The organism is Kitasatospora sp. NPDC097643 (genome assembly GCF_040302625.1).
Taxonomy (GTDB): Bacteria; Actinomycetota; Actinomycetes; order Streptomycetales; family Streptomycetaceae; genus Kitasatospora.
In genome coordinates this window covers 19,804-44,309 of the sequence record NZ_JBEOSA010000062.1, presented here as the reverse complement: position 1 = coordinate 44,309, position 24,506 = coordinate 19,804, and the positions used below count along the sequence as shown (strand labels likewise).

Sequence of the window (24,506 nt, the reverse complement as noted above, 5' to 3'; positions counted from 1 at the left end):
GGCTGGAGGCGCAGCAGCTTGCCGAGCTTGCCGCCGTGCTCCAGGCGGCCCGGAGCGCAGCCGGGCGGGCCGTCGTGTGGGTGTCCGAGCTGGCCGCGCGTAGGCGACCCGTACCTGGCCGAGTTCGCCGTTGCCGTCCTCGCCTGCGGCCCGGACCTGGACGCCGAGGACGACGAGAGCGGCGGCGTGCCCGCGCAGACCACTCGGGTGCTCGACGGGTTCGTCCTGCTCAACGACGCTCTCGCCGTCCATGAGGTCCTCGCCCTGGCGGCCGTCGGGGCGATCGCGGTCGCCATGCCCCGCTCGGTCGCCGGCGGCTGCCCCGTCACCCAGCTGCCCCGGTTCGCGGACCGCCTCGACCAGGCCGTCGCCGCCGGACGCGCCGCCACCTAAGACCGTGCCCTCCTCGACCGTCGGTCGGCCCCGATCCCGCACCGTCCCAGCAAACGCCCGGACCGGACACCCTGAGAGAGGGCTGGGATGCCGCCGTCCCAGCCCAGCTGTCCCGTCTCACCGAAGTTTGACGATTCTCAACGAAGTTTGACCGCGGCGCCCCTGGCTAGAACGGGGGCTCCAGGCTGAACTCGCCCGTAGGAGCCCAGGGATCGTCCTGTTCCCGCCGCTCCGCCGCCTCCCGCTCCCGTCGTTCGGCGGCCGTGCGCTTCTCGGCGATCGTGGGGATGGAGTCGAGGGCCTCGGCCGGGCGGCCGTGCCTGATCAGCATGTCGGGCAAGTCGTGGTGGACCAAGTAGTGAGTGGAGGAGCGAAGCAGTGCGAGGGCTTCCTCTGTCCGGCCGTCCCGCTCCAGCAGCCGAGCCAGCGCGGTGTCCCACTCGCCCGGCTCCCGCTCGTTGAGGGCGGTGGCCTCCGCGATGCCCTCCTTGTAGCGGCCTGCCTCGCCCAGCAACCAGAGCCGCAGGTGGCGGACCTGGTCCAGGTGCTCCTTGACGTATTCGTCGGTGATCCCGTCCAGGAGTTCGAGTGCTCGGCCGGGCCGGCCGTCTTCGACGAGCAGTTCAAGCGCCCAGTGGAGGAAGTTCCAGCAGTCGTAGTACTCGTAGGTGGGCCGGCCGGTCTCGACGGCTTCGTCGACCCTCCCCCGGCGGACGAGGAGGCGCATCAGCGCCGCTCGGTCCTTCGGATGGCCATGGGCCTCGATCCCGTCGCGCAGCACGGTCTCCGCCTCGTCCACCCGCCCTGCGTCCTCCAGTGCCTTCGCGTACACGTCGAGAGCGGAACGGTGGTCTTCGGCGGCGAGGGCCCCCAGCTCATCGATCAGGCCCTGCCGGGCGAGGAGCTCCGCGTAGTACTCCGGGAAGTTGACGGGGTGCCGCCGGCCAGAGGCCCTCTCGGCGCGCAAGACCTCGACGGCCTCGTCCGGGCGCCCGGCCCGCTCCAGCACCCGGGAGATCAGGAGCAGCACGTCCCACCGGTCGGTCCGGCTCGTCCCGCAGGACTCACCGCACCGCTGGCACGCCGCGTTCTCGACAGACTCCATGCGCTTCGCCTCCCGCGTGAGCACGTCCAGGACCAGGTCGTCGCGTCCCTGCCCCTCGGTGATCTCGACCAGGCGGGAGCGGAGCCAGTACTCCCCGAGGTGGGGCGTGAGCACGTCGACAGCCTCCTCGACCTGTCCGGCCTTCGACAGCAGTTCGGCATAGCGGGCGCACACGTGGCCGTCGCCCAGCTCGGCCTCGTCCGGGCGCACCATCGCCAGCGCCTCGTCACCCTCGCCCTGGTGGATCATGATCTCGGCGGTGACCCACGCGGCGGGCCGCCAGCCGATCTCCGCGAACGGGCCCACCAGCGCCAGCGCCCGATCGAACTCGCCGGCCGCGCACAACTCCCGGACCGCCGCCTCCGCGCAGTTCCAGTCCCCACGCTCCCGCGCCGCCCGGACCAGCAGTTCCACCTGCCCCAGGTCGAGGAGGGTCCGCACCATTCGCGGGTAGACGCCACCATGGTGGCGCGCCTGCCAAGAAAGATCATCGATGTTCACGCGGGCACCCTACGAACTGCCTCCGACAGCCCGTCCTCAACCGAAGCCGGGATGCCCACGACACCTGTCCCGTCCGGATGAGGTTGTCAGGTAGCAACGCGCTGACCAGGTGCGGGACAACTTCATCCGGACGGGCAGACGTGGGTGTCCGGATGAATCTGGCCCTCATGGGTCAAGGTGTTCAGCGTCCGGCCAAAGTTGGCCTTCGGGCTGGATTTCCTCAATCACGCCTCAGGTCAGCTGGGGGCCGGACCCGAGCCGTGTCCCAGAGCGTTAGCGGACATCCCACTCGCTGGTCGGAACGCAGTCGTGCACCGTGCCAGCCCAGTCGTCGAACGGTGCAACGAGGAACGCGCGCGTCAGGAGGACGTCTCCCGCCCGCTGCGCGCGCAGCATGAAGCCGAGCTCGCCCGGGGCCTGACGCACGGTGAGATCTCCGCCCACCTGGCCGAGGTCTACGGCGCGAGCGTGTCCAAGCAGACCATTTCCACCATCACCGACAAGGTGATCGACGGGATGGCCGAGTGGCAGAGCCGGCCCCTCGACCCGGCCTACCCAGTGATCTTCATCGACTGCGTCCACGTGAAGATCCGCGACGGTCAGGTGGCGAACCGCCCGATCTACGTCGCGCTCGCGGTCACCGTCGAGGGCACCCGCGAGATCCTCGGCCTGTGGGCCGGCGACGGCGGCGAGGGCGCCAAGTACTGGCTCCAGGTCCTCACCGAGATCAAGAACCGCGGCGTGAGCGATGTGCGCATGGTCGTCTGCGACGGCCTCAAGGGCCTGCCCGACGCCATCGAGACGGTCTGGCCGCAGGCCATCACGCAGACCTGCGTCGTCCACTTGATGTGCGCGAGCTTCCGCTACGCGGCCCGACAGGACTGGGACAAGATCTCCAAGGCGCTCAAGCCGGTCTACACCGCTCCCACGGCGAAGGCGGCCGAGGACCGGTTCCTGGAGTTCCAGGAGCCCTGGGGCGACAAGTACCCGGCGATCGTGAAGATGTGGTCGGACGCCTGGGCCGAGTTCGTCCCCTTCCTCCGGTTCGACACCGATATCCGCCGGGTCGTCTGCACCACCAACGCGATCGAGAGCGTCAACGCCCGCATCCGCAAGGCCGTCCGCGCCCGCGGCCACTTCCCCAACGAGCAGGCCGCGTTGAAGTGCGTCTACACGGCCATCATGGCGCTGGACCCCACCGGGGCCGGCCGCAAGCGCTGGACCACCCGCTGGAGGGCCCCACTGAACGCCTTCGAGATCGCCTTCGACGGCCGACTCTCCATCGGCCGCCGGTAGTACAAATCAACCTGAGTTACACGGTTGGCTGGACACACCCCCTGACCTCGACAACCAGGAACGAAACGCTCACTCAGGTGGAGGCGCGTTCACGGCCGTTGCGAATATTCACGCGCCCGGCTCAAACATGCTGTTGCCGCTCTTGGTCTCTGGAGCCGACACTTCGTCCTGAATTACGTCCCAATGCTCTGCCAGCTTTCCGTCCTTGACGCGGTAGATGTCGGTCACGATCACCGGTCCTGCCTTGTAGCCGGTGAAGCGGCCGTGGATCATAACGATGTCTTCGGCGGCGGTGATGAAGCCGAGCTCATAGGTGGAACCTGCTTCCATCAGGCCCGTTACCAGCTCGCGGATGGCATCAACCCCATTGCCCATGTAAGGGTTGTGCTGGACGAATCCTTCTTGGACGTAGTACTTGTCGAAGGCACTGAAGTCATGCTTGACGAAGATGTCATAAAACACCTTCCGTACCAGCTCCTTGTTTGCCGTCTCATCGGCCATGGCTATCCTCCTGATGCTTTATTCAAAACCTTGATCGGTGCGGTGTGGAGCTCGTGCCGGCGTTGCACCGTGGATCTGGGCGGGTCTGGGTGACGTGGATGGCGAGCTTGCCTTGGGTGTGGTCGGTGGCGAGGTCGTGAATGGACCAGGAGTTCTCCTTCGACGCTGGGGTGGAGCACGTCTCAGATCGACCGGAGGGATCTGACTGCCCGAAACGGGTTGACGGTTGATCAGAAGTGGTAAGGCCCGAAGCGGCCCCAGGCCACGACGGCGGCGAGGATGAGCAGCAGGACGTTCATGCCGATGACGCTGTGCTCCTTGCGCCGGGCGTGGACGATGGCGGCGCCGGCCATGGTGAGTGCCAGGCCGGTGGCGGCGAGCGGGGTCAGGGCGGTGGCGGTACCTATCGCGGCGGGCAGGACCAGTGCGAGGGCGCCGAGGAACTCGACGGCGCCGATGGCCTTGACCGCGCCGGGGGTGAAGTCCTCGACCCAGGGCAGGCTCTTGGCGAGCTTGGCCTTGGGCTGGGTGGCCTTCATCAGGCCGACCATGGCGAAGAAGGCGGCGAGCAGGCCCTGGAGGATCCACAGGAAGACGTTCATCGTGTCTGGTTCTCGTTCGTGTCGGTGCTGGTGCTGGTGGTCGTGCGGCGGGGTGGGGCGAGGTGGTCGGGTGCGGTTGGGTCAGCCGAACTGGACGGAGCGCATCGAGTTGCCGTACCAGAAGCCGTGGTGGGGGAAGGTGACGGCGTCGTCGTCGGATGCCGCGCCGAGGGCGACGAACAGCGGGACGAAGTGCTCGTGGGTGGGCAAGGCCTTGCGTACGCCCGGGGCCTGCTTGCGGTAGTCGAGCAGGGCACCGGTGTCGCGGCGGGTGAGGGCGTCGCCGAGCCAGGCGTCGAAGTGGGCCAGGACCGGGTCGGGGGCGGCGTCGGGGTTGGACATGTCGGGGATGTTGAAGGTGTGCGTGAGCAGGCCGGTGGCGAAGATCAGCACGCCCTCGTCGCGCAGGGGCGCCAGTCGCCGGCCCAGGTCGACCAGGCCGCTCGGGTCGAGGGTGGGGATGGAGATCTGCAGGACGGGGATGTCGGCGCCGGGGTACATCAGCATCAACGGGATGAAGGCGCCGTGGTCCAGGCCGCGCCCCGGGTCCGCGGCGGGGGCCTGGCCCAGCAGCGTGGTGATGCGGTCGACGAGGCCGGGGTTACCGGGGGCCGGGTAGGTGAGGCGGTAGAACCGCTCGGGGAAGCCACCGAAGTCGTACAGCAGCGGCATCGGGCTGGTGGTGGCGCCGTGGGCGAGCGGGCTCGCCTCCCAGTGGGCGGAGATCACCAGAATCGCGCGCGGGCGGGGCAGGGCCTTGCCCCAGGCGGCGAGCTCGCGGGTCCAGCGGGGGTGGTCGATCAGCTGCGGGGCGCCCTGGGCAGCGAAGATCGCGGGCATCCGGGTGCGGGTCTGGCCTGTGGGGGTCGGGGTGGTGCTCATGGCGGTGCTCCTTCGGGGGCGTGCGGTGGGGACGTGCGGTGAGGGGATGTCAGGCGAACGTGACGGCGAGCTTGCCGCGCACGTGGCCCTCGCTGATGGTCGTCAGCGCCTCGCCGATCTCCTCGAGGCGGAAGGTCCGCTCGATGCGCGGGACCAGGACGCCCTGCTCGGCGTGCTGGGCCACGCGGGCCAGCAGGGCCGCATCCGGGGTGGCGAAGATGTTGGTGGCGGTGATGCCGCGCTCGGCGAGGACGGCGGGGTCGGCGACGCCGAGGGTGGTGGCGGCCCGGGCGCCGTCGGCGAGCAGGGCGGTGAGCCCGGTGAACGTCTCGGCGTCCTGGCTGGCCAGGTCGATCAGGCCGGTGATGCCCTTCGGGTGGCGGGCGGCCACGGCCTGCGCGGTGATCGTCGGGGCGGGCAGGTCGGTGAGGGCGGGGGCGGCGCCGAAGGCGTCGAGGGCGAAGGCACGCATGGGGATCACTTCCTAGTCCGGCCACCCCGTGGCGCGACGGTTCACGCCATTCGGAGGGGGGCCTCACATTTGCAACCGTAGCACGAATCGGAGGGATGCCTCACGTTGCTGATAGGATGGGACGCATGCCACACCAGCCGACAACCACCACGCAGGCGGCCAAGCCGCTGCGCCGCGACGCCCAGCGCAACCGCGACGCGCTCCTGGCCGCCGCCAGAGGCGCCTTCGCCGAAGAAGGACTGGACGCGTCCCTGGAAGGCATCGCCCGCCAGGCCGGGGTGGCCATCGGGACGCTGTACCGGCACTTCCCCACCCGCGTCGCCCTGGTGGAGGAACTGTTCGCCGAGAAGTTCCAGGAATGGCTCACGGCCGGCGAGCAGGCCCTGGCCATGGACGACGCCTGGCAGGGCTTCTGCTCCTACCTGGAGAAGTTCTGCGAGCTGCAGGCGCGCGACCGCGCGTTCAACGACCTGGCCTCCATGCGCCTGCCCACCGAAGCCCTCACCGAGCAGGTCCGCCACCGCACCTACGACCTGGCCTGCGAGATCTTCGCCCGCGCCCAGGAGCAGGGCAGCCTGCGCGCCGACTCCACCCCCGAGGACCTCGCCTTCCTCATCTGGTCCCAGGCCCGCATCATCCAGGCCACCCGGACCGTCGCCCCCAACGCCTGGCGCCGCCACCTCGGCCTGATGCTCGACGCCTTCCGTGCCGACAAGGCCCTCCCCTTGTCCGAACCCCCCATGACGCCCGACGAAGTCAGCCGCGCCATGACCACCCTCGGCGGCTCCTGCACCGGATGAGTTGCCCCGGCCGGCCGCCGGACCACACGCACGACGACGCACCCGGCCCGAGAATCCCTGCACGGCGGACTGCCGCCCTCACAGCGGACGGCGAACAGCACCGCGGCGGGGCGGCACAACACGTCAAGTGGCATGCCGCGTTCGGGGCGGCGCTCAACAAGCACGTCACGCGGGGGCGCAGGGGCCGTGCCATCCCAGCCCGCGCCTTCCGCTGTCTCTCGCCACAAACCCGCGCTGGCCGCCGGCGGCGGAGACCAGAGCCAGCAAAGGGGCCAGGACCGGTCCTACGGAACTCCGGCTCAGCGTCGGCGAGGTGGAAACACCGATGCCCCCCACGCCCTCGGGGCGCGGGGGACATCCGTGTGACGGTGATCAGCGCGAGCCGGCCATGTCCGGGGTGAAGAGCGGGTGCCCGCTGACGGTCTTGTCCATGTCCGGCTGGTAGACGGCCCACCGCTCGACGATCTTGCTGTTCTCCAGGCGGAAGATCTCGGCCGCGATCAGCGGCTCGGGGCCAAAGCCCGTGACCCGGTTGTAAAAAACCACGAAGTCGCCGTCAGCGACGGTCAGGCCCTCCTCGACCTTGAAGTTCGGCGGGAACGACTGCAGCAGCTGGACGAAGGTCTCGCGCCCGTCCGGCACCTGCGGGTCGTGCTGGACGTAGTCCTCGGCGTAGAGGCGCTCGGCGGCGGCCGGGTCCTTGCCGATGACGACCTCGCGGATCGCGGCCCGCACGACCGCCTTGTTCTTCACAGCCTTGCGGTACTCCGCCGCGGCCTGTTCGTCGGTGAGCTCGGCCTGAACGGTGTTCTGGATGTCCATGGCGGTTTCTCCTTCAGTGCTGGCTGGCGAGACCCCCACATCAAATGGAGGGGCGCCTCATGTTTTGAGAGTAGCACAAAACCCGAGGGGTGCCTCATGTTGATTGCGTCTTGCAGGCCCACCCATCGGACGGGCCGTTCGCACTGCGTCGGGCGCTCCGAGGCCCGAGACGCCGCAGGGGCGGCATGTCCTGGGCGAGGGAAAGGGCGAGTACGAGGTCGAACGACCTGTGTTCCGTATCGACGGGCAGGAACCGCTCGGCCTGCTTGACCCGGCCGCCGCAGGGATCGGCTCGTCCGCCCGGGTGGTCAGCCGCGGCGCGGGCGGCGAGGTCCTGGGCGGCAGGTGGGGCATTCGCCGGTCCAGGCCCGTATCAGGTCCTGGATGGCGTCGAGGACTCGGTAGAAGGTCAGGCCGACGTCTCGACTTTTGGGTCGAGGCGCCGGAGGGTGAGGAAGGCGTGGGCGGCGGTGACGAGGGTGACGTGGTGGTGCCAGCCGCGCCAGGTGCGGCCCTCGAAGTGGTCCAAACCCAGGCCGTGCTTCATCTCGCGGACTCAACCTACTCAGGTTGAACTCGCCTTGTCGTAGGTGCTGAGAGCTGTCGATCGGTGGGTATGCCCTGGCTGTGCGATACGCACAGGGGGGCGGGTTCACTGCCCAGGAACAGCAGCGCCGGGAGCGGGTGCGGCTTGATGCCGCCGAGCGGTTCGAGCGTGGTGACAGCAACGGAATGATCGCCGGCGACCTGAGGGTCGCGGTGCGATCGGTCGAACGGTGGCGCCGGGCCTGGCGGGAAGGCGGCTCGGCGGCGCTGGAGTCGAAGGGGCCTCAGTCACTACCGCGGCTGGGCGAGCGACAGTTCGCTCAGCTGGAGCGGGAGTTGGAGAAGGGGCCGCTGGCGCATGGCTGGGAGGACTCAAACTCACCGAACCCCCAACAACCTCAGCCCCCACCACCCATGACCCCCAACCCCGTTCTCACCCAACCAACAAAACCCCAGCCCACACACCACCCCGCATCTGAACAAGACCCCCCTCAAACGGCCTTGGTCTCCTTCTGCTGGCAGAAGTGGCAGAGGTGTTCGCCGTCGGAGGCGTAGCGGGGGTTCTTGTATTTATCGGCGGTGCGGTGGCAGCCGGGGCAGGCGGTGGCGAGGAGTTCGCGTTGTTCGCGGCGTTGGTCGGCGGCGTCCTGGTCGGCCTGTTCCTGGGCGCGTTGGGCTTGGCGGTGCTGGGCGTAGGCGTGGGGTCCGTCGTGGTCGCCGAGGGCGGCGTGGAGGGGCTGGAGGGGGCCTTCGCGGCCGGCCCCACGGGCGGTTCGCCAACGACGTGCAGCCGTGTCGTCCAACGCCGAGCTCGAATTCCGGTTCATTGCCGGCCCTCGCTCGAAAGGTGGGTAACCGTGTCCGTGTACGGCTCGAACGGCCGGGCCCGGCCCGACGCGGTGCAGCGTCGGGCCAGGTGGCGGGGTGGTCCGGTCAGGCCGGGCAGTTGCCCAGGACGACCTTGCCGCCCGACTGCGAGGCGGTCGCCGGATCCACCATCAGGCACAGGTTCGTCCACTTGTTGATGAACCGGAGGGCCGACTGGTTGGCGAGATTGGTGGGCATGATGTTCCACATCTGGTTGTCGGAGATCCAGCGGGTCTCACAGGGCCACCAGAACAGTTCCATCCCGGCCGACGGCGGAGTCCCGTTGTTCCACGGGACGGTCAGGCACTGGCCGTTGGCGGCCTTGATCCAGTAGTAGCCCAGGCTGTCGAAGGTGGACGGATAGGCGGCCTGCCACTGCTGGCTGCTGGGCGGGTTGCTCTGGCAGGCCCGCTGCTGCACCACACCGCCCTGCCCGGAGCTGTCGAACTGGGGCCCGCGGGTCATGCACCGGCCGTACTTGCTGTCCACGTAGGTCTTGTCAGGCTTGACCAGCCAGATCGCCGGGCTGGTGCCCCGGGCGTCGTAGTAGGCGTTGCGGGCGATGATGTTGTGCACCAGCGCCCAGCCGGGGTAGTCCATCATGACGATGCCCAGCCGGCGGTTGGCGGTGTCGTTGTTGAGGTAGTTCATCAGCCGCACGTTGACGCCGTCGACCCAGACCAGGTCCTTGCCGCGCAGGACGCTGTAGCCCCCCGCGTACTCGGAGGGGACGAGGTCGAACGGTGCCCGGGACGCGGAGGTGTAGGTCACGAAGGTCTGGTTGGCGGGGGCCGATCCGGCCGCGGCGAGGTTCTTGCTGACCAGGCTCCACTTGGCCGGGGCGTCGGTGGCGTTCCAGGTGTCCTCGGTGTGGTCCGAGAAGCCGTTGAGGCCGTAGGAGCCTCCGTTGTCGGCGTTGAAGACGGACAGCACGATCTTGCCGCGGGCCTGGCCCAGCGTCGGCGGGTCGCTGCGCTTGCCGTTGTTGTAGAACAGCCCCGCGTACTGCTTCGCGTAGGCGTCGAAGAGGGCCGTGTGGCTCGCCGTCGGGTGGTCGTCCGAGCAGCTGCCGATGGAGCCGTCGCACTCGGCCCGCAGCCGCATCAGGAGGGTCTCGCCCTTGTGGGCCGAGAGGAAGGCCTTCGCCTTGGTCAGGACGTCGTCGAAGTTGGCGTTCTGGTAGAAGGGGCCGTGGTGGATCACGAACTTGTCGTTGATGATGCGGACCCGGATATCGACCGCGCGGATCCCACGGTCCAACTGCGCGGACAGCGTCGCCGCGCTGTCGCCGAAGTCCTGCTGCGTCTGGGCGCTGGAACCCCCGTGCACGGCCAGCGTCTCGTGGGTGCCGGGAATGGACATCGCCGTCAGCGGCGTGGTCGCCCCCACCTTGCCCATCCAGTCCTGCTGGTCGGCCGAACCGAGGTTCTGGAAGGCGTCGCGGTTGTCCGTCCCCTCGGCCAGGGCGGCGTGCGGTACGGCCAACGGGGCCACGGCCAGGGCGAGGGTGGCGACGGCGGTCACCATCGCCGTCCGGGTCAGGCGGCGCAGGCGGGGCAGGCGCCGCAGGGCGGCGCAGGCCGGGCGGGCGGACGTGGCGGAGGTGTGGGGCATGGCCACCTTTCGGGGAGGGGAAGGCCGCAGGCACGGCCGAGGCCGGGCGTGTAGCTCTGTTCACGAGAACGGGCAGCACTTCGACGTCGGTTCAGGAGGCGGTGAGCGGTCGCGGCTAGGCAGGTTCTGACGGCGGCCAGGCCCTCGGCGGCCTCCAGGAGGAGCGGGCCGACGTGGGGCTGCTCGATGAGGGCCTGGGCGTGGTAAAGCGCGTTCTCCAGGACGGCGGCCGGGGCGCGGATGTGGCGCAGCGCGGCGAAGGCGTCGGCGGCCTGCCCGGCGGGCCGCCGGGCAGGCTGTGGGGCGTCCGGGGTGAGCCGGTGGGGCCGGGACGGCGGCGAGGTGGCTCCAGGGCAGCTACTGGGGGCTACTGGGGGCGCTGCTGGGGCCGAGGGCCCGGGCCCGTGCCGGGGCCGAGGCCGAGGGCCCGCCGGGCGGACAACGGGTTGCTCACGGCCGTTCGACGAGTGTCCGGGTTGTCCAGCGCCTCGATCAGGAAGTGCCGTCCGTCGCGGCCGAAGCGCCACCACACCGGCCCGAGGGGGCCGTGCTCGGCCAGGAGTTCCAGGGTGGTCGCGAGGATGGGCACGGCGTCGTCGTACTCGTGCCAGCCGTCTCCGTCGTTGTCGTCCCGGTGCACGGTGTACTGCTGCCCGTCCCAGCACTCCGCGGACAGGTCGACCACCGCCTCCTGCCGGTTGGCCAGCGCGACCGGACCGGCGTCCGTGACGACCAAGGCGACCGGCGGATACCCGACGCGGGTGTGCCCCGGGTAGGCCCGGCGCCACGACCTGCCACACCGCGTCCGGGCGCACCCTGCCCCCCCCCGCCGGGCAGCAGGGACTCCACCTCGGTCGCCCAGTCGGTCACGGTGCCCACCCCGCCCGCCGCGTCCGGCACGGTGCCACCCCGGACAAAGGCGAGCACGGTCTCGTTGACCGCCATCGCGTGCCGGGCACCGCCAGGCCATTGACCAGGACACATGGAGAACTCTCACTGGAGTACCAACGGCTCGCCGGTCAGGGCACCGGGACGCGGTACGGCTCCGGGGTCGGCGCGGCCCGGTGGTGGCGGGCCGGGCGGAGCGGCCACCAGAGGGCGCGGCCGAGCAGGGCGGCGACGGCGGGCACCAGGCCCAGGGACAGGACGACGGCGGAGAGCAGGATGCCGAGCGTCAGCGCGAAGGCGACCTGTTCGCTGCCCGGGGTGGCGGCGAGGGTCGCGAAGGAGCCGGCCAGGACCAGGCCGGCCGTGGCGATGGCGGGCGTGGTGTGCCGTACGGCGCGGGCGACGGCGGCGCGGGGCAGGCCGGGGCGCTGCATCTCCTCGCGGATCCGGTCGGTGATGAGGATGTTGTAGTCGGTGCCCAGCGCCACGACGAACAGGAACAGCACCAGCGGGAGGGTGAAGCTGACGCCCGGTTCGCCCAGCCCGTGCTGGAACAGCAGGGTCGCGGCGCCGAGGGTGGCGGCGAAGCCGAGCCCGACCGAGAGCATCAGGACCAGCGGGGCGAGCAGGCTGCGCAGGAGCAGCAGCAGGATCAGGGCGATCAGGGCGGCCGCGACCGGGAAGACGATTGCCAGGTCGTGGTCGACGGCGGTGGAGATGTCGGCGAAGATCGCCGCCGTGCCGCCCACGTGGGCGCTGGTCCCGGCGGGTGTGTGGGCGGCGACTGCGGCGCGGACCGGGCCGGAGGCCAGGTCGCGGGCGCGCTGGCTCTGCGGGTCTGCGGTCAGGTAGAGGTCGATCCGGGCGGCGCGCCGGTCCCCGTTGAGGACGGTGCTGCCCGTCTTGCCGACGCCCTCGACCTGGGTGAGGGCGTGGGAGAGGCCGTCGAGCCGGCCGGGGGTGAGGGTGGTGCCGTCCGTGGTGACGACGTAGACGCTCGTCGGGTCGGAGACGCCGGCCGGCAGGGTGCGGGAGATCTCGGCGGCGGTGGCGGCGGCCGGGGTCCGGTCGTCGGCGCCGCCGAGGCCGTAGTCCATCCGGATCCCGGTCATCCCGGCGGCCAGCGCGCCGAGCAGGGCGAGGGCGGCGAGCAGCATCGGCAGCGGCCGCCGGGCGACGAGCGTGCCGAAGCGGGCGGCGAAGCCCTCGCCCAGCTGGCGGCGCAGGCTGCGGGAGGGCCAGAACATGCCGCGGCCGCAGGCGGCGAGCAGGGCGGGCATCATGGTGAGGCTGCCCAGCAGCATGACCAGGACGGCGACGGCGATGGCCGGGCCGAGCGAGCGGAACTGGCCGAAGCTGGCCACGCCGAGGGTGGCGAAGGCGGCGACGATGGTCAGCGCGGCCGAGGAGATCGCGGTGCCCACCCGGGCGGTCACCTGGGCGGCGGCTTCACGGGCGGGCTGCTCGGGCCGGGCCCGCAGGTGCTCGCGGAAGCGGAAGAGCAGGAAGAGCAGGTAGTCGACGCCGATGCCGAGCAGGACCACGGAGACCAGCCCGGGGGTGCCGGCGTCGAGCTTGAGGCCGGTCAGCGTCGCGGCGACGGCCACGGCTCCGCCGGCCACGCTGCCGATCATGGCGACGGCGAGCAGCGGCAGCAGGGCCGCCGCCACGCTGCGGAACACCAGCACGTTGAGCAGGACGATCAGCCCCATGACGAGCGCGCTGCCGACCGTCGCGGCGGTGCGGTGGGAGTCGGCGGTGTCCACGGCGTCGGCCAGTCCCCCGGTGAACCCGGTGCGCATCCCAGCGTCGGCGAACTGAGCCCGGGTGGCGTCCCGGAACGCCCGGTAGACGCCCTGGACGCCCTCATCCGCGGCGTTGCCGGTCAGTTCGACGGAGAGCAGTTCGAAGCCGCGGTCGGGCGCCACCATGGCCGGGGCGACCCGGGGGGTCTGGGACCGGTCGGGCACGAGGAAGGCCGGCTCGTCGTCCTTCCTGGGCATGACGACCCGGCGCTGGGCGAGCCTCGCCGCCTCGGCCTCGACCCGCTGCTGGTCGGCGGCGGTGAGCGCCTGGCCGTCGGTCCTGGCGACCAGCACCGTGACCGTGGTGGCGTCGGGCTTCATCCCGAAGTTCTCCTCGGCGATCCGCAGCGCGGCGGCCGAGTCGTAGCTCTTGGGCAGGAAGTCCCCGGTCTGGGACTGGGTGACGCGGGCGAGCAGCATCGGGCTCAGCAGGGCCAGGGAGATGCCCAGCATCACCCAGAGGGTGATCACCTTCCACGGGTTCCTGGTGGAGTATCCGGTCAGTGCGCGGATCACGGTTTCCTCCGGCGGTGGACGCGAGCGTCCGCAAGGTCGGTCTCGGCTCCGGGGGTTCCCGGCCGGGTTCCAGACCATCACCCGGGGTGGGCCGCGGACGTCCCTGCGACGGACGATCCGCACCGGGGCCCCAGATCCTCGGCCGGGCCCGGACCTGGGACCGTGGTCCTGGTCCGGGCCCCGTGATCGGCCGTGGGGACCATGCCGGGGCGGGGTGGGCCGATGCCAGAATGGGGTCATCGGGCCTGTTCAGAGCCTGTTCAGGGTCGGAAACAGGGTCTGATCGGGCTCATCGGGGCTCGTCGGGGCTCGTCAGGGCTCGTCAGGGCTCATCGGTGAGGCGCGGCGCGGGCCGGGCACGGAGGGGGAACGGACATGGGCGGTCATCAGCGCCCCGCAATGGACGCGGCACTCGGGGCGGACCCGGCGCACCCGGCACACCGGGCGAGCGGGAGCCCGGGGCCCGGCGGAGTGGCGGACGCGCCGCCGGAGACCGACGGCGCGCCGTGGACCCACACCGACGCGCTGGTGGCCGCCGGCGCCTGCACGCTCGACCTGCTCAACTACCTGCTCTTCAGCGAGATGGACGGGGTACGCCGGGTGACCCCGCCGGGCCTGCTCCTCGTCGCGCTGTCGGCCCTGCCGCTGCTCGTCCGGCGCCGCCACCCGGTGCCGGCGCTCGCCGTGATCCTGGCCGTCGAGGCCGCGATCGACCTGTCCACACCGGCGAGCACCCACTTCGGCGCTGTCCTGACGGTCGGCCTGTACTCGGTCGCCCGGGCCCGCCCCGCCCCGGTGACGGCGGCCGCCGCGGCGGCGACGACGGTGCTGACCACGCTGAGCCAGAGCCACCTGCACGTCCCCTCCTGGCAGGCGCTCATCGGCACCTCGTGCTCCACCCTGCTCGTAGCCGGCGCCGGCCTCGCCGTGGCGCGCTGGCAGCGGGAGGTCGCGGCCAACCGCAAACTGCTGGCCGACCGCGCGGTGGCCGACGAACGCCGCCGCATCGCACGGGAGTTGCACGACATCGTGGCGCACCACATCACCACCATGCAGCTGATGGCCGGCGGCGCCCGGGCCAACCTCGCCCACCCGGAGGTGGTCCGGGACGCCCTGGTCACCCTGGAGTCCTCCGGGCGACTGGCCCTGCGGGAGATGCGCCAGCTCCTGGACGTCCTGCGGGCCGGCGACGAACCGGACACCGCCCCGCCCTCGCCCCAGCCCGGGGCGGACGAGGTGGTCCGGCTGGTGGACGAGTCCTGCCTGGCCGGGCTGCCGACCGAGCTCGTCGTCGACGGGCCCCGGCGCCCGCTGCCGCCGACCGTCGGCCTGACCGTGTTCCGGATCGTCCAGGAGGGCCTGACCAACGCCCGCAAGTACGCCGGCCCCGCCCGGGCGACCGTCCGCCTGGCGTACCACCCGGACCGGGTCACCGTCGAGGTGCGCGACGACGGGGGCACGGCGGGCACGGGCGGCGCCGCACCGCAGGAGGCGGTGCTGGCCGGCGGCCGGAGCGGGTACGGCCTGATCGGCATGCGCGAGCGCGTCGCCCTGCACGGCGGCACCCTGCGGACCGGACCACGTCCGGAGGGCGGCTTCGCCGTCCTGGCCGACCTGCCACTGGCCCCGGAGGAGACGGCCGACGCGGCCGTCCAGCACGGAACGGCGACGGCCCGGTGAGGTCGGACGATGGCGGCCCGGTGGGCGCGGTGGCACCGGGCATCCGGGTCCTCATCGCGGACGACCAGCCGCTGGTGCGGCGCGGCCTGTCCCTGATCCTCTCCCCCGACCCGTCCTTCGAGGTGGTGGGCGAGGCCGAGAACGGGGAGCAGGCCGTCACCGCAGCCCGCCTGCTGCGCCCCGACGTCGTGGTGATGGACATCCGGATGCCCGTGCTCGACGGGGTCGACGCGACCCGGGAGCTGGCCCGCATCCTCCCCTCCTGCCGAGTCCTCGCCCTCAGCACCTTCGACATGGACGAGTACGTGGTGGCCGCGCTGCGCGCCGGCGCCCACGGGTTCCTGCCCAAGGACGTCTCGCCGGAGGAACTGGGCGCGGCGATCCGCACCGTCCACGCCGGCGAGGCGGTAGTCGCCCCGCGCCTGCTCACCCGGCTGATCTCCACCTACGTCCGGGCCCCGGTCGGCGCCCCACCGCCGGTCACCGACACGGGCGGGCTGACGCCCCGGGAGGTCGAGGTGTGGCGGCTGATGGCCACCGGCCTCGACAACACCGAGATCGCCCGGGCCCTGGACATCAGCCTGTCGACGGTGAAGAACTACATCACCAGCATCTTCGGCAAGCTCGACGTCCGGGACCGCGCCCAGGCGGTCATCGCGGCCTACGAGTCTGGCCTGGTCACCGCCCGCACGGGAGGCGGGTAGCGGGGGCTTCCTGTCTGGGGGCCCTTGTCGACCGCGAGCTCCCGGGGCGGGAGGGCGTGCGGGTGGACGGAGCTGTGGACGGCGGGGCAGAAAGGGTGGAAGGAGTGAGGCCGGGCGGCTGGCTTACCGTCCGGGCTGGGCGAAAAGAGCGCGGTGTTGTCCGGCTCGGTAGCCATCTGCAGGGCTACCAGGTGCGACGGGCGCCGCTCCCATCCCGACGGCAGCGGCTGCTCCGCACCCCTGGGCCCGCGGCCCGGGCACGGACCCGACATCGCCGACCCTGGCCCGACCTGCCCCGGCAACGGCGGCTTCACGGTCCGGCAGCTGACCAACGGACAAGGCCGGGGCCAGCGCACTCGTACGCTGGCCCCGGCCTTGGTAGTAGCGGGGACAGGATTTGAACCTGCGACCTCTGGGTTATGAGCCCAGCGAGCTACCGAGCTGCTCCACCCCGCGCCGGTGACACCACCCTATGCGGCAACCGTTCCAATACGAAATCGGTCTCCCCAGCCGGACGGCGGGTGCGGATCGCGTGCGCACGTCCTGGTCAGCCAGGGTCGGAACAGCGCTATCACCAGGCGGATGAACATGGGTGACGACACAGTCCTCGGGGCGAGCCTGTGCGTTTACCCGAACCACTATCACGCGCCCGGCTGGAGTGAGGCGGAGGCTTGCCCGGAGGTGGTCACGGCGCGGACCAACGAGTTCAGCGAGGCTGCTCGCATCCCCGGCGTCGACAAAGTCATCAACTGGAAGATCCCGGAGATCGGGATCGGTGGTCAGACGGCGTTGTCGAGGCTGAGGCCGGCGCCAGTCTTGGCGCGCTGGGTCAGGGCGTCGAGCGCCTTGGAGATCTTCTCGTCGGCGTTGTCCGCCTCGCCGACCGCGTGGGATATCCGGTCGGAGATGGCTCGCGCCTTCTGCGGCGTGTCGTAGCCCGGGTCGTGGCGTTCGGCCGCACTCGGAGCCGGCCAGGAGACCGTCCCGTCCTCGGCCACCGTGAGGCCCGCCGTCTTCGCGTCCGCCAGCGCCTGCTGCAACTTGGACTGCGCCAGCCAGAAGCTCTCCGAGGCTTCGCAGTGGACTCCTTCGCGTACCCGCTCAGATCGGTCAACGGCGCACCCGGTAGCGCAGGTGAAGCACCCGGCTGCCCTGAATCACCACGTCAGGATCCTCCAACAGGTGCTGCGCGTGGACCGACCCGAAGTAGCGCTTGCCGGACCCGAGGACGACGGGTACGACGTCCATGCGCACCTCGTCGATCAGACCCGCGGCAAGTATCTGGCCACCGACGTCGCCAGCGGCGACCTCGACGATGCGGTCACCCGCAAGCTCCTGCGCCTTGGCCATGGCTGCCTCGACGCCGTCGACGAAGTGAAACGGCGCCTCGGGGTCCCAGCCCTCGGGCGCCGGCCGGTGCGTCACGACGACCACGTGGTCGATCCCGCTCGGAGGCTTCCCGTCCCAGCCGTCCGTCAGGTCGAAGACGTGGCGGCCGGCGATTGTCACCCCGATCTGGTCCCAGTACGGCTGGGTGTAGTCGTAGGAGGTCTGCGACACCTTCAGCTCGCCGCTCTCGTCCAACGGGACGTCGCCGTTGGTCAACCAGTCGAATAGCGGTCCGGGCTGGTCGTTCTCGTCCGCGATGAAGCCGTCCACCGACACCGAGCTGTACATGACCACCTTGCCCATGGGGCGCTCCTCTGCCTTGGGATGGCCCCAAATTACCGTGTCGTGAGCTGTCGCTCCTCCCACTGCCACGGCCTTAAGTTGGCGGCCGCCACGACGATCGACAATCTACTCATGGTGCACCCCCCCGAACCCGTACCCCACCCATCAGGGCGTGCACGCACCGAGCTGTCAGGGGCTGGCAGGAGGTGTGCTCCGACGCCGGGGGCGCCTTGGGGCGCGCAGGCCGCGCGCTCCGTGTCAGGTGCACCGCCGTCCGAGGCGCGCTCCCTCCCGGACATTGACCACTCTTAGCTTGCGAACGAATGCTTTAAGTCGCCGTTCGGGTGACAGTCGCTCATGGTTTCGCCGGCGAAGTGGAAATATCCGAAGGCACGATCCGTACACAATCCATGAACTTTGAGGAGTTCCCATGAAGTCGCGAGTCGTACTTGCCGCCGGGGTGGCGGCCCTGGCGGCCGGACTGCTGACGGTGCCGGCGTACGCCGTCCCGACGGTGCAGGCGGAGGACCTGGCCGCCGACACCTATCTCACGAACGGGCAGGGCGCCAGCAGCTGTCCGTCGGGCCGGCTGTGCCTCTACCGGGACGTCAACTACAACGGGGGCGGCAGTGCTCCGATCCTGGTCACCCGCTCGAACGTGTCCTACCTGGGTGACTACAACTTCAATGATGCAGCCAGCTCGTACTACAACAACTCCAACCTGCCGGCGGTGCTCTACGAACACGCGAACTACGGGGGTGGACAGCTGGCGATCCGATCGTGGGGATACGGCAACCTCGACAGTTCCTGGAACGACAAGGCGTCCTCCCTGCAGTTCTTCTCGTAGACTCCCGCCGCACCGGCCCCGCGGCCGGTGCGACCACGGGAACACGCCGCTCCGCGTCCCGCACACGCCGGGCCTTGTTCCCCCTCTCCTTCTGGCGCTGGTCGTAAGCGGCGCGGTTGTCCGGGTTGTCGAGCGCGTCGAGCAGGGGGTGCCGGCCGGGACGGCCGGCTTCGTCCTGGCCGCCACCACCGAGGCCGCTCCGAAGCAGCTCTGACCCACCACCCGACATGCCGAAGGCGCCGACCACCTTGGGTGGCCAGCGCCTTCGGTGTTCCGCCGTCAGCCGGGTACGGCGGGCCCGCTGGGGTGGGTTGTGCTTCGAGAGATCGCTACCGGCGGCCGACGATCGCGTTGGCGATGGTCCGACGGGTCGTCGCGGTCGCCCGGACGGCGGCGCGGTGGTCGCGGGCCGGTGGAGGCGAACCCGGGGTTGGTTGGTCTACCAGTGCTCGTTGCGGTCGCAGCGCATGTCGTGCTTGTCGTGCGCGTCGTGCTTGTGGTGCTTGATCCTGGTCAGGTCGGTGGCGGTGTGAGGGGTGGTGTCGCCGCCCCCGGTGACAACCGCGACGTTGGTGACCTCGTCGTCGGCCCTGCAGGAGACGTCGACCTGCAGCGTGACGGGCGGGTAACTGCTCCCGGCGGGAAGGACGTCGCTACGGGTGCAGGTGAGCGTGCCCTGGTCACAGGTCCAGCCCGTGCCGCTGATGCTGTCGGCCTTGAGTCCTGCGGGGAGGGTGTCTTGCATGGTGACCGTGGTGCCGTCGGTCGGGGCGGCCCCGGCGGCGTTGCCCACGGTGATGGTGTAGGTCCCGTCCCGGCCCTGGGTGAAGTGCCCGGTGTGGGTCTTGGTGATGGTCAAGGACGGGACTGTGTAGGAGATGATCACCTGGCCGTTGTGGTTCGCCGTCCCGATCGTCGACAGCGCGTAGCTCGTGCCGGTACCCGTGGGGGTGGCGAAGCTGCTGCCCCCACCGCCGCCGCCCCCACCCGCCGAGGTGCCGGTGTTGTTGACGGCACCGCTGCCGCCGCCCCCGCCGGCGAAGTACCCGCCCCCACCGCCGCCACCAGCAGCGATGCGAGTGGCCGCGCAGCCGCCGCCGAAGCTGCCCCCGGCGCCGCCGGTACCGACCGTGGCACCGGAGAACCCGCCTCCCGGCCCGCCGCCCGTGACCGCACAGGACGGAACGGTGCCGCCGGCCCCGCCGGCCCCCGCGGTACTGGTGCTGGTGCTGCCACCGCCCCCGCCCTGTCCCGGCGCGGCCCCGGGGCCGGTGGCGGTTCCCGCGGTACCGTCGGTGGCGTCCGGCGTTGTCCCGCCGTTTCCTCCGTTCCCTCCCGTGGAGCCCGCTCCGGTGCCGCCGGAGGCACCGCCGCCGCCGGCGACCACCAGCAGGGACCCGCCCGTGCTGACGCTGGAGGCCCCGCCCCCGCCCGGACCTTCGAACTGGAAACCAGCGAGCGGATAACTCCCCCCTGGGGCGCCGCCGTTGAACCCACCGGCCCCCGGGGTCCCGGTGCCGTTGCAGCCCTTGCCGCCGGTGCCGCCGACGTTGACGGTGAAGGTCGTCGGTGCGGTGGTTTGCGGCAGCGTGGTCACCACCCGCGCCCCTGCCCCGCCGGCCCCCGTGACGGAACAGGAGGTGCCGGTGTTGTCGGCGCCACCCGCGCCGTCCGCGATGATCGTCACCACCGCCGCCGCCGGAACCGCCAAAGTCTGCGAAGCGCCGGTGAAGGTGAACGTCTGCGACGGATCAGCCCGCTGCACCCGCACTGGCGCGGCCTCCGCCGGCGCGGCGGCCACCGGTGGAGCCGCGGCCGCCAGCAACGCCATACCGGACAGCAGCGCGCCCCCCACCGAGACCACCCCCACACCACGCTCCCCACGCCGTCCACCCGAGCCGGCCGGGTCGGACGCACCGACGGCACCAACCGGGATCGTCCCACCGGCCAGGGCCCTGTCGAACCCGACCACGGGCCGCTGACGGCTGACCCGATACCACGGCAGATCGCCCTGTCCACGCGTACGAGCACTCATCCGCGGGTTCACCTCTCCTCACAACGAAGCGCCCCGCACCGCCCAAGCGACAAGACATCAGCACCACAGGACACCTGACTAGAAATCATGACAAAACATCATTAGATACCTCGATCCGATCACTTCGAGGTAGCGAGGTGACTGAGAAACCTCGCGTGTCGCAACGACCCGCGCGAGCCGGAGAGGAACCGGCATCCGACCAGGTCACTGCCCGGTCCCGGCCCCCTTCCCGGCCTCGCCTCATACCTCCGTCAGCGCGCCGCTGCAGATCACCACCTCGGCATCGGTGACCTTCACGGTGAGCCTGCGCCACGCTCCCCACTCCCCCACCAGGTAGTCGTTGCCCGCGGCCCGCACGTACCCGGCGGAGTCCGGCTGTACCCGGGTGCGGTGGCCGCCCGGCGGCGGCTGGAGGAGCGGATGGGCGGCTGAAGGGTCCCCGAGCAGAGCGGACCGCTCGGCAGCCCAGCGCGCTGTCCGGTCAGGATCCCAAGAGCCGTGGAAGTCCTCCAGCCACGTATGCAGGGCGGCAGCAAGGCTGTCCGGCGAGGTGAGAGAACGATCTGGTGGGCAAGCCGCCGTCAGATACCGACGGGCGGCCGCCAGCAGGTCCGGCACGGTGGTTCCCTCGCCGAAGAACTCGACCGTGGTGCTACCCAACTCGGCCTGCATCCGGTAGGTGGACCGGCCCCATCACGGCCTGGTTCCTCTCAACCAACCCATGAACCCCCAGCCCGAGAACAAGGCTGCTCAGCCGATCACCGACCCGCCATGCCAGCCCCTCCACCTCCCGGTCGGCCACGCACTGCGGACACTCCAACCGGTCCGGACCGCCCTTCTCCCGCAGCTCCAGCTCCGAGCCCTCCTTGCCGCCGATCGAGCCCCGGCACGTCCAGCACGGGCGCAGCGCGGCATTCGCCTCCCGGGCGGCCTCCAGCTCTTCTACGGCCTCCCGTTGCCCCGAGCTCGCCCGGCAGCCCTGTGGTCACGCCCGGGAGGCCCGGCCGCACGGCTGTCAGTGGGGAGCGCTATGTTCACGAACGTCGATCAGACCTGGTGGAGGGGGGGCATCGTGACGGATCTCAGGAGCGGGACGATCAGCTGGGAGGAGGTGCGCGCCCTCATCGCCGCGCGGGTTCCGCAGGGGGTGATCAAGCGGCTTTCCCCCGTGCCCGCCGCCGAGCTGAGCCATCTGCGTACTCCGCTGCGCAAGCTCCGCGCCGAGCTCTCGCGCGAGCTCTCCTCGGGCGACAGGAACCGGTATTCCGCCGCCTACGACCAGCTCGCCGCACTGCAGTTCGCCGGGATCCACTGCGCCGCCACTCCCGCCCAGGCCCTCGAGTGGCTGACGACCCGCCCGCTGCTCGACATCACCTGGCCCCTGCCCGGCGGTGGTTCCACCAACCCGGACCACCACGTCCTGCTGATGGCGCTGCTCTCACCGCACCGTGACCAGGCATTCCACCGTGAACTCGCAGTCCGGCTCGCCGAGTGGCTGCCCGCGCGGGGCAACCACGGCCGGTGGCTGATCACCCACGGCCTCGCCGTCTGGTCGGGCGCCGAACTCCCCATCACCGACGGCTACCTGATCGGCTGGGTGCGCGAGGGCGGCGCGATTCGCTACCCCTACCACCGCGAGATCGGCGAGTGGTTCGCCAAGCAGGGCCTGCGCGAGCCGGTGCCGCACCACGACACCCTGCTCTCCTGGCTGCGCGCCCAGCCCAGGCTGGCCAAGTTCGTCCGCCGTCTGTTCGAAGTTCCGGACGTCGGCGCCGAGTTCACCGATCCCTACGCCGCCCGCTTCGGGCCCGACAACGAGTGGCCCAGGGCGCTCACCAACCTGGCGGGCGAGGGCGTGCTCGACCGCGCCGAGCTGATCGACCTCTGCCTCGGAAAACTCCTGCGCGGCGACCGGCCCGGCAACCTGCGAGGGTTCCTCCAGTTGTACGCGGCGCTGGCGCTCGACCCCGAGGAGGTCCTCGCCTGGGTCCGCGATCACGTCCGGCTGGCCGCCGACGGCACACCGATCGCCGCCAAGGCCGCCCAGGCGGCGCTGGTGCCCGTGGACGACCGGCTCTCCGCCGAGGTGTTCACCGAGCTGACGGCCGCCGTCCTGGCCCGCCCGGAGAAGACCCTCGCCACCACCCAGCTGAGCCGCGCCGCCGCCGCCCTGCGCCGCGACCCAACCACGGCGGACGGCCTGCTGCCCGCCGTCAGCGTGGCCTTCGCCCACCCGGCTCCGGCCGTCCAGGAGCGCGCCCTGCGGCTCGCCGCTCAGCACCTGTCCGGGGTCGCCCCGGCTACCGCCGAGGCTGTGCGCAGCGCCGCCGCCGTCCTCGGCCCGGCCCTGCGGCCCGAGGCCCATCGTTTGCTGGCCATCCAGGCCCCGGCGGAGGAGGAAGCCGCCGAACCGCACGCCGTCGCACCGCCCATGGGCCAGGCCGCGCTGCCCGCCGCACCCGCCGGCCCGCTAGACCTCGCCGAGCGGCTGGCGGCCGTGATGGCCGATCAGGTGCCCGACCCGGGCGAGTTCGAGGTAGTGCTCGCCGCCCTCGTCGCCGAGCACCACCATGACGCCGCGGCCCTCCAGGCTGCCCTCGCTCCGCTCACCGCGGGCCGCGACGACGAACCGATCACGATCTGGCAGGTCCACCGCCTCGAGGAAGCACTCGGCTGCCTGCTCGACGCCCTGACCGGCCGCAGCCACCTGGCGGCGCAGCACGCCGCCGAAATGCTCGACTGGCCCGCTCACCTTCGTAGTCCGGGGAGCATTCCCGTGCTACGCGTGTTGGAGGTCGCATCCCGGATCGGGCAGGCGCCGGTGCCACTGCTGCTCGCCACCCCGACCGCCGCCGATGGCGCCGTCGATCCGGCGGTGTTCACAGAGCGGCTGGCGGCGCACCGGGCCGCCGGGGCCTTGCCCTGGCCCGCCGACCTGGCCCAGTCCCTGCTCCGGCTGCCTCCGGACGCGTTGTCAGCCGCCCGCTCGGCCGCCGCCGAACTCGGCTGCGAGCTCCCGGCCCACACCCCGCCGCCCACGCCGGACGCCTTTCACACCCAGTTGCCGGGCCAGCTTGAGCGGGCCGCCCCGTACGGGGTGCTCGACACGATTCCTCGTATCGCGCCGTTCGTCCACGCCGCCGGACCTGTCCCCGAAGGCATCACCGGACTGCTCCACGCCCTGCCCGACCCGGCCGAAGCCGGTCTGTTCGTCGGCATGGCGGCGCCGCGCCCCAGCGTGCTCGCCCAGCTGCCCTGGGTGGCGCCCTGGCATCCGGAGACCGTCGCCGCGCACGGCCTGCCCTCCCTGGTGTCCCAGGCGAACTCCTCCAGCCATCACGTCCTCAACCCCTGGCTGCCCCGACTCGCCGAGGTCCCAGGTCAGCCCGCAGCGGTGTACCACCTGGCGCTCGTGTACGGGCTCACCGCCGCCCGCTCGGAGAACCGCACCGTGGCCCTGGACGCCCTGCTGGTCCTGAACGCGCGCGGGCGGTTGCGTCCCGAGGTGCTCGGCGAGTGGATCGCGGGGCTGTGGCGGCTGACGGCGGCCAAGCCGAACCGGTTCCTGCCCGTCCTGGCCGACGCCGCGCGCAGCGGTGCGGGCAGGCCGGTCTGGGAGGTGCTCACTGCCCTGATCACCGTGCTCGCCGCCGAAGAACCGGGCGTGCGCGGACTGGCGGACGCCCTCGCGCTGGCCGCCGAATGCGCGGCGGCGGACGGCATCCGGACCGCTCTGCCCGCCCTCGACGCCCTCACGGCTTCGACCGCACCCCGCCGCGTCCGGACGGAGGCGGCCCGGCTGGCCCGAATACTCGCCTCGTGATCTAGATTCCTGCGATCCGGGCGAGGTCCCGGATGTTCGTCCTGGGCTGGAGCGGCGAGGGCTTCCTGGACGAAGCCCTCCTTGTCGTTCCGCCGGCCAGGAGTGTCGTCGAGGAGTCGAGACGGGCGTCACCACC

Annotated in this window: 20 protein-coding genes, 1 tRNA gene and 3 pseudogenes; 8 read left to right on the top strand and 16 right to left on the bottom strand. The window is 71.3% G+C overall.

Features of this window, described 5'->3' with window-relative positions; genetic code table 11:
* The first annotated feature begins 18 nt into the window (after positions 1–18).
* Positions 19–393: a hypothetical protein gene (locus tag ABTY15_RS30945; RefSeq protein ID WP_350602441.1), complete on the top strand. Its 375-nt coding sequence runs from the start codon at positions 19–21 to the stop codon at positions 391–393.
* Between the two features lie 166 nt (positions 394–559).
* On the opposite strand, the gene ABTY15_RS30940 is transcribed toward ABTY15_RS30945, so the two are convergent.
* The gene (locus tag ABTY15_RS30940; protein WP_350602439.1) at positions 560–1,942 is read right to left on the bottom strand and encodes a tetratricopeptide repeat protein; all 1,383 of its coding nucleotides are present in this window, start codon (positions 1,940–1,942) and stop codon (positions 560–562) included.
* A gap of 465 nt (positions 1,943–2,407) precedes the next feature.
* On the opposite strand from ABTY15_RS30940, the pseudogene ABTY15_RS30935 reads away from it, so the two are divergent.
* Positions 2,408–3,295 (top strand): annotated as a pseudogene (locus tag ABTY15_RS30935) (IS256 family transposase); the annotation flags it as partial.
* A gap of 108 nt (positions 3,296–3,403) precedes the next feature.
* On the opposite strand, the gene ABTY15_RS30930 reads toward ABTY15_RS30935, so the two are convergent.
* The 4 genes from ABTY15_RS30930 to ABTY15_RS30915 form a co-directional block, all read right to left on the bottom strand.
* Complete coding sequence (locus tag ABTY15_RS30930; RefSeq protein ID WP_350602438.1) at positions 3,404–3,796, bottom strand: nuclear transport factor 2 family protein; 393 nt, start codon at positions 3,794–3,796, stop codon at positions 3,404–3,406.
* A gap of 230 nt (positions 3,797–4,026) precedes the next feature.
* Positions 4,027–4,398 carry a DoxX family protein gene (locus tag ABTY15_RS30925; RefSeq protein WP_350602437.1) on the bottom strand — a complete coding sequence of 124 codons (372 nt, stop codon included), beginning with the start codon at positions 4,396–4,398 and terminating at the stop codon, positions 4,027–4,029.
* An 81-nt stretch (positions 4,399–4,479) separates the two neighbouring features.
* The gene (locus ABTY15_RS30920) at positions 4,480–5,280 is read right to left on the bottom strand and encodes a dioxygenase family protein (protein ID WP_350602436.1); all 801 of its coding nucleotides are present in this window, start codon (positions 5,278–5,280) and stop codon (positions 4,480–4,482) included.
* A gap of 49 nt (positions 5,281–5,329) precedes the next feature.
* Entirely contained in the window at positions 5,330–5,752 is a 423-nt protein-coding gene (locus tag ABTY15_RS30915) for a zinc-binding dehydrogenase (RefSeq protein WP_350602434.1), read from the bottom strand.
* Between the two features lie 125 nt (positions 5,753–5,877).
* Here ABTY15_RS30915 and ABTY15_RS30910 point away from each other — a divergent pair, with 125 nt between their 5' ends.
* Complete coding sequence (locus tag ABTY15_RS30910; RefSeq protein WP_350602433.1) at positions 5,878–6,552, top strand: TetR/AcrR family transcriptional regulator; 675 nt, start codon at positions 5,878–5,880, stop codon at positions 6,550–6,552.
* Positions 6,553–6,924: 372 nt separating this feature from the next.
* On the opposite strand, the gene ABTY15_RS30905 is transcribed toward ABTY15_RS30910, so the two are convergent.
* Positions 6,925–7,374, bottom strand: a complete 450-nt coding sequence (locus ABTY15_RS30905; protein WP_350602432.1) for a nuclear transport factor 2 family protein — start codon at positions 7,372–7,374, stop codon at positions 6,925–6,927.
* Between the two features lie 409 nt (positions 7,375–7,783).
* Positions 7,784–7,927: pseudogene (locus ABTY15_RS30900) on the bottom strand (IS701 family transposase); the annotation flags it as partial.
* A gap of 74 nt (positions 7,928–8,001) precedes the next feature.
* On the opposite strand from ABTY15_RS30900, the pseudogene ABTY15_RS39895 reads away from it, so the two are divergent.
* Positions 8,002–8,292: pseudogene (locus tag ABTY15_RS39895) on the top strand (helix-turn-helix domain-containing protein); the annotation flags it as partial.
* A gap of 119 nt (positions 8,293–8,411) precedes the next feature.
* Here ABTY15_RS39895 and ABTY15_RS30890 read toward each other — a convergent pair.
* The 4 genes from ABTY15_RS30890 to ABTY15_RS30875 form a co-directional block, all read right to left on the bottom strand.
* A complete protein-coding gene (locus ABTY15_RS30890) occupies positions 8,412–8,747 on the bottom strand; it encodes a hypothetical protein (protein WP_350602426.1) in 336 nt (111 codons plus the stop codon).
* A gap of 106 nt (positions 8,748–8,853) precedes the next feature.
* A complete protein-coding gene (locus ABTY15_RS30885) occupies positions 8,854–10,401 on the bottom strand; it encodes a phosphatidylinositol-specific phospholipase C domain-containing protein (protein ID WP_350602425.1) in 1,548 nt (515 codons plus the stop codon).
* A 367-nt stretch (positions 10,402–10,768) separates the two neighbouring features.
* The gene (locus tag ABTY15_RS30880; protein ID WP_350602424.1) at positions 10,769–11,137 is read right to left on the bottom strand and encodes a hypothetical protein; all 369 of its coding nucleotides are present in this window, start codon (positions 11,135–11,137) and stop codon (positions 10,769–10,771) included.
* 283 nt (positions 11,138–11,420) lie between these two features.
* Positions 11,421–13,610 carry an MMPL family transporter gene (locus ABTY15_RS30875; RefSeq protein WP_350602423.1) on the bottom strand — a complete coding sequence of 730 codons (2,190 nt, stop codon included), beginning with the start codon at positions 13,608–13,610 and terminating at the stop codon, positions 11,421–11,423.
* A gap of 399 nt (positions 13,611–14,009) precedes the next feature.
* On the opposite strand from ABTY15_RS30875, the gene ABTY15_RS30870 reads away from it, so the two are divergent.
* Positions 14,010–15,290 carry a sensor histidine kinase gene (locus ABTY15_RS30870; RefSeq protein WP_350602422.1) on the top strand — a complete coding sequence of 427 codons (1,281 nt, stop codon included), beginning with the start codon at positions 14,010–14,012 and terminating at the stop codon, positions 15,288–15,290.
* Positions 15,287–15,994 (top strand): response regulator, encoded by a 708-nt coding sequence (locus tag ABTY15_RS30865; RefSeq protein WP_350602421.1) that lies wholly within the window; start codon positions 15,287–15,289, stop codon positions 15,992–15,994. Before ABTY15_RS30870 ends, ABTY15_RS30865 begins: the two co-directional genes overlap by 4 nt.
* Positions 15,995–16,376: 382 nt before the next feature.
* Here ABTY15_RS30865 and ABTY15_RS30860 read toward each other — a convergent pair.
* From ABTY15_RS30860 to ABTY15_RS30850, 3 genes are all read right to left on the bottom strand, one after another.
* Positions 16,377–16,450: transfer RNA gene (locus ABTY15_RS30860), tRNA-Met, on the bottom strand.
* Between the two features lie 323 nt (positions 16,451–16,773).
* The gene (locus ABTY15_RS30855) at positions 16,774–17,034 is read right to left on the bottom strand and encodes a hypothetical protein (protein WP_350602420.1); all 261 of its coding nucleotides are present in this window, start codon (positions 17,032–17,034) and stop codon (positions 16,774–16,776) included.
* 70 nt (positions 17,035–17,104) lie between these two features.
* Positions 17,105–17,686, bottom strand: a complete 582-nt coding sequence (locus ABTY15_RS30850) for a dihydrofolate reductase family protein (protein ID WP_350602418.1) — start codon at positions 17,684–17,686, stop codon at positions 17,105–17,107.
* Between the two features lie 409 nt (positions 17,687–18,095).
* Here ABTY15_RS30850 and ABTY15_RS30845 point away from each other — a divergent pair, with 409 nt between their 5' ends.
* Positions 18,096–18,512, top strand: a complete 417-nt coding sequence (locus ABTY15_RS30845; protein ID WP_350602416.1) for a peptidase inhibitor family I36 protein — start codon at positions 18,096–18,098, stop codon at positions 18,510–18,512.
* Between the two features lie 439 nt (positions 18,513–18,951).
* Here the strand turns inward: ABTY15_RS30845 and ABTY15_RS30840 are convergent, their stop codons facing one another.
* Together ABTY15_RS30840 and ABTY15_RS30835 are read right to left on the bottom strand one after the other, a co-directional pair.
* Positions 18,952–20,382 (bottom strand): hypothetical protein, encoded by a 1,431-nt coding sequence (locus ABTY15_RS30840; RefSeq protein ID WP_350602415.1) that lies wholly within the window; start codon positions 20,380–20,382, stop codon positions 18,952–18,954.
* 405 nt (positions 20,383–20,787) lie between these two features.
* The gene (locus ABTY15_RS30835; RefSeq protein ID WP_350602414.1) at positions 20,788–21,219 is read right to left on the bottom strand and encodes a hypothetical protein; all 432 of its coding nucleotides are present in this window, start codon (positions 21,217–21,219) and stop codon (positions 20,788–20,790) included.
* A 400-nt stretch (positions 21,220–21,619) separates the two neighbouring features.
* On the opposite strand from ABTY15_RS30835, the gene ABTY15_RS30830 reads away from it, so the two are divergent.
* Positions 21,620–24,370, top strand: a complete 2,751-nt coding sequence (locus ABTY15_RS30830; RefSeq protein WP_350602413.1) for a DUF6493 family protein — start codon at positions 21,620–21,622, stop codon at positions 24,368–24,370.
* Positions 24,371–24,506: the final 136 nt, after the last annotated feature.

Bases quoted from the DNA above. Each gene is read 5' to 3' on its own strand.
- ABTY15_RS30940 (WP_350602439.1), bottom strand. From the start codon at position 1,942: ATGGTGCGGACCCTCCTCGACCTGGGGCAGGTGGAACTGCTGGTCCGG.
- ABTY15_RS30930 (WP_350602438.1), bottom strand. From the start codon at position 3,796: ATGGCCGATGAGACGGCAAACAAGGAGCTGGTACGGAAGGTGTTTTAT.
- ABTY15_RS30925 (WP_350602437.1), bottom strand. From the start codon at position 4,398: ATGAACGTCTTCCTGTGGATCCTCCAGGGCCTGCTCGCCGCCTTCTTC.
- ABTY15_RS30920 (WP_350602436.1), bottom strand. From the start codon at position 5,280: ATGAGCACCACCCCGACCCCCACAGGCCAGACCCGCACCCGGATGCCC.
- ABTY15_RS30915 (WP_350602434.1), bottom strand. From the start codon at position 5,752: ATGCGTGCCTTCGCCCTCGACGCCTTCGGCGCCGCCCCCGCCCTCACC.
- ABTY15_RS30910 (WP_350602433.1), top strand. From the start codon at position 5,878: ATGCCACACCAGCCGACAACCACCACGCAGGCGGCCAAGCCGCTGCGC.
- ABTY15_RS30905 (WP_350602432.1), bottom strand. From the start codon at position 7,374: ATGGACATCCAGAACACCGTTCAGGCCGAGCTCACCGACGAACAGGCC.
- ABTY15_RS30890 (WP_350602426.1), bottom strand. From the start codon at position 8,747: ATGAACCGGAATTCGAGCTCGGCGTTGGACGACACGGCTGCACGTCGT.
- ABTY15_RS30885 (WP_350602425.1), bottom strand. From the start codon at position 10,401: ATGCCCCACACCTCCGCCACGTCCGCCCGCCCGGCCTGCGCCGCCCTG.
- ABTY15_RS30870 (WP_350602422.1), top strand. From the start codon at position 14,010: ATGGACGCGGCACTCGGGGCGGACCCGGCGCACCCGGCACACCGGGCG.
- ABTY15_RS30850 (WP_350602418.1), bottom strand. From the start codon at position 17,686: ATGGGCAAGGTGGTCATGTACAGCTCGGTGTCGGTGGACGGCTTCATC.
- ABTY15_RS30845 (WP_350602416.1), top strand. From the start codon at position 18,096: ATGAAGTCGCGAGTCGTACTTGCCGCCGGGGTGGCGGCCCTGGCGGCC.
- ABTY15_RS30835 (WP_350602414.1), bottom strand. From the start codon at position 21,219: ATGCAGGCCGAGTTGGGTAGCACCACGGTCGAGTTCTTCGGCGAGGGA.